The 2,783-nt window shown below is 66.6% G+C and carries 4 protein-coding genes; 1 reads left to right on the top strand and 3 read right to left on the bottom strand.

Features of this window, described 5'->3' with window-relative positions; translation table 11 throughout:
* The 3 genes from F6S12_RS30990 to F6S12_RS30980 form a co-directional block, all read right to left on the bottom strand.
* On the bottom strand, nt 1–382 hold a 382-nt coding region (locus tag F6S12_RS30990; RefSeq protein WP_315869786.1), incomplete at its 3' end, for an ATP-binding cassette domain-containing protein.
* Nucleotides 379–1,449: an acyl-CoA dehydrogenase family protein gene (locus tag F6S12_RS30985; RefSeq protein ID WP_161466275.1), complete on the bottom strand. Its 1,071-nt coding sequence runs from the start codon at nt 1,447–1,449 to the stop codon at nt 379–381. The genes F6S12_RS30990 and F6S12_RS30985, both read right to left, overlap by 4 nt.
* 49 nt (nt 1,450–1,498) lie before the next feature.
* Nucleotides 1,499–2,059: a carboxymuconolactone decarboxylase family protein gene (locus F6S12_RS30980; RefSeq protein ID WP_015635738.1), complete on the bottom strand. Its 561-nt coding sequence runs from the start codon at nt 2,057–2,059 to the stop codon at nt 1,499–1,501.
* Nucleotides 2,060–2,163: 104 nt separating this feature from the next.
* Here F6S12_RS30980 and F6S12_RS30975 point away from each other — a divergent pair.
* On the top strand, nt 2,164–2,783 hold a 620-nt coding region (locus F6S12_RS30975), incomplete at its 3' end, for a cupin domain-containing protein (RefSeq protein WP_315869785.1).

Below are 2,783 nucleotides of genomic sequence, written 5' to 3'. Positions count from 1 at the left end.
GGCCCACTGCGGCAATCGCCTGGTCGATGCGCTCCTTGCGCTGGCGCGGGCTCAGGTGCGGCTGGCGGGCAAAATCCAGGCCGAAGGCGACGTTGTGCTCCAGGTTCAGCCAGGGCAGCAGGCTGGGGTCCTGGAATGCCACCGCGACCCGCGGATGAGGGCCGTCGAGGGGCTCGCCCAACAGGCTGACCTGCCCGGCGTGGGGCTTCTGCAGGCCGGCCAGGACCCGCAGCAGGCTGGACTTGCCGACCCCGCTGGGGCCGAGAATGGACACCACTTCGCCGGCCTGCAGGTGCAGGTCGAAATCCTCCAGCACCGTGTGCCAGCCTTGCGCCGCGGGGTAGCCGAGGCTGATCGCCTGTGCGTTCAACAGGCCGCTCATGCTGCCGCATTCCGCGCCTGGCGTTGCAGTTCGGCGCGCAGTTGCACCAGGCTCGGAGTGACGATGGGCACGAAGGCCGACTCCCGCCAGCGCCGGGCAAAGCCGCTGCCGAACTCGCTGAGGTAGGCCTTGCCGCCGCTGGCCTGCAGCTCCAGTTGCACGGCGTTGGCGGTGGCTTCCGCCAGGGCGATGCGCACCCGGAACAGCGCCCCGGGTTGGCTCAGGAAGCGCCCGTCGAGCAGGCCGCTCTTGAGTTCGCCGACGGTCTGTTCCAGGTGCTGGCGTTGTTCCAGCAAGGGTTCGTGGAGGATCGAACGGGCGCCCTCGACGTGCTTTTCCACCTCGCTCAGGGCCCGGCGCGCCAGGCCGATGGCCAGGGCGCATTGCAGGCCGAGAAAGGCCGGGCGCACCGCCGGCAGGAACACTCGGGCATCCTCGTGCAGCAGCCAGTCACGGGCCACCGCCACCTGGTTCAGTTCCAGGGCCGCGGTGTTGCTCGATTGCAGGGCCATCAGTTGCAGGTCATCGGAGCGCTGCAACCCGGGCAAGGCATCCGGGATCGCCAGGATGAACGGCGCGCCGCCCTCCTCGCGCTCGATGGCCGCCGCCACCACGAACCCGCTCTTGCGCAGGTTGGTGACCCAGTGCAAACGACCGTTGAGGCTCCAGCCCTGCTTCTGTTCCCGGGCCCGGACCTGCAAGGCCTCGATCCCCGAGAGAAACTTCATGGCATTGGACAGCCCGGTGGCACCGGCCAGCTCGCCGCTGAGCAACGAGGGCAGCAGGCGCTGGCGCAAACCGGCATTGGGGCTGTGCAGCAGGTATTCGATAAAGGCTCGCTGGCCCCAGCAGACAAAGGCCGCCGCCAGGGAATGGCTGGCCACGCTGGCCATGACTTCCAGAGCATCGGTCAGGTCGCCGCCGCTGCCGCCCTGGGCCGGGTCGATACCGACCCGCAGTACCTCGGCGCCCGCCAGCCGGGCGAGGACCTGCTGCGGGTCGCACTGGCCCTGGTCGAGTGCCTGGGCCTGGGCATCCAGCCATTCACTCAATTGCGCATCGAGCATGTGGTTTTCTCCTTGAAAGGGGGCGCCGCGCAACCGCCGGCGCCCTGGCTCATTGACCTTGCACTGACCAGCGATACTTGGCCAGCTCGGGGTTCAGTTCAGTGCCGGCGAACACGTTGGCGAAGTTGCACAGGGTGGCCAGGCTGATGCCCAGGATCACTTCCAGGGCATTGCCTTCGCTGTATCCTGCCGCCTTGAACTGGGCATAGCCGGCGTCGCTGACCTTGCCCCGGGTGGCGATCACTTCCCGGGCAAATGCCGCCAGGGCTTCCAGCCGGGCTTCGGGCAAGGTGCTCTGCTCGCGCAGGGCGCTGACCACCGGGTCCGCAAGTTTGGCCTTGTTCAGGGCCACCGAAGTATGACCTGCGACACAGAAATCGCAGCCATGGGTGGTGGCGGCCACCAATTGCACCACTTCACGCTCCGCCAGGCTCAACTCGGCCTTGCCGTTGAGGGCGGACACCGTGACGTAGGTTTCCAGGGCCGCCGGGGCATTGGCCAGGATGCCCAGCAGATTGGGGATAAAGCCCGAGTTCTTCAGCGCGTTCTCAAGAAAGGGCCGAGCGGCTTCTGGAGCCGTGTGCAAGGTGTGTAGAGTGACGCGGGACATGGAGTGGACTCCTGCTGTGTAGGTGTGCGTCAAGTCTGTTGGTTATAAGAATTCCGATCCATATTCTAAAGTAGCGATTACTTGCTTCTGAGTGTTTCCCTTAGATGATTTCGTCAAGCCCACTGGTTGATTGGTTATTAGAAGGCCTGGAACTCGATGCCAGCCTGTTTCACGTCGGACGCTACTGCGGAGGCTGGCACGCCAGCACCCAGGGCCTGGCCCGGGCCAGCTTCCACCTGATCGTCCAGGGCCATTGCTGGCTGCATATCGACGGCGCGCCCCAGGCCCTGCGCCTGGATGCCGGGGACGCGGTATTCCTGCTGCAGGACCTGGGCTACCGGCTGTCCAGTGCCCAGCAGGCTGAAGCGGCGCAGCAACTGCCGCGCACGCCCATGGTGCCCCTGGAGCCGGGAGCCCAGGACGGTGTGGGGCTGGTCTGCGGCTTTTTCCATTTCAAGCCCGGGCTGTCCTCGCTGATCATCGACAGCCTGCCGGGCTGGCTCATCCTGAGGGCCGGCGACCCGTCCCTGAGCGCCGCCCGGGCGCTGTTCCAGCTGATTCTAGAAGAATGCCAGCGCACCCCGGCGCCCTCCTCGGCGCTGCTGGAACGCCTGAGCCATCTGCTGTTTTTGTATGTGCTGCGCCAACAGGTCAACGCCAACCAGGACCTCGGCGGCCTGGTGGCCCTGGCCCGCCACCCGGGGTTTGCGCCGCTGCTGGAGCA

The organism is Pseudomonas sp. JV245A, from assembly GCF_032424515.1.
Lineage (GTDB): Bacteria > Pseudomonadota > Gammaproteobacteria > Pseudomonadales > Pseudomonadaceae > Aquipseudomonas > Aquipseudomonas protegens.
Note: the sequence above shows the minus strand (reverse complement) of the source record. Positions and strands in the feature narration are given on the sequence as shown.

What these genes read in the sequence shown, in the direction of transcription:
- F6S12_RS30985 (WP_161466275.1), bottom strand. Translation starts at nt 1,449, where the DNA reads ATGCTCGATGCGCAATTGAGTGAATGGCTGGATGCCCAGGCCCAGGCA.
- F6S12_RS30980 (WP_015635738.1), bottom strand. Translation starts at nt 2,059, where the DNA reads ATGTCCCGCGTCACTCTACACACCTTGCACACGGCTCCAGAAGCCGCT.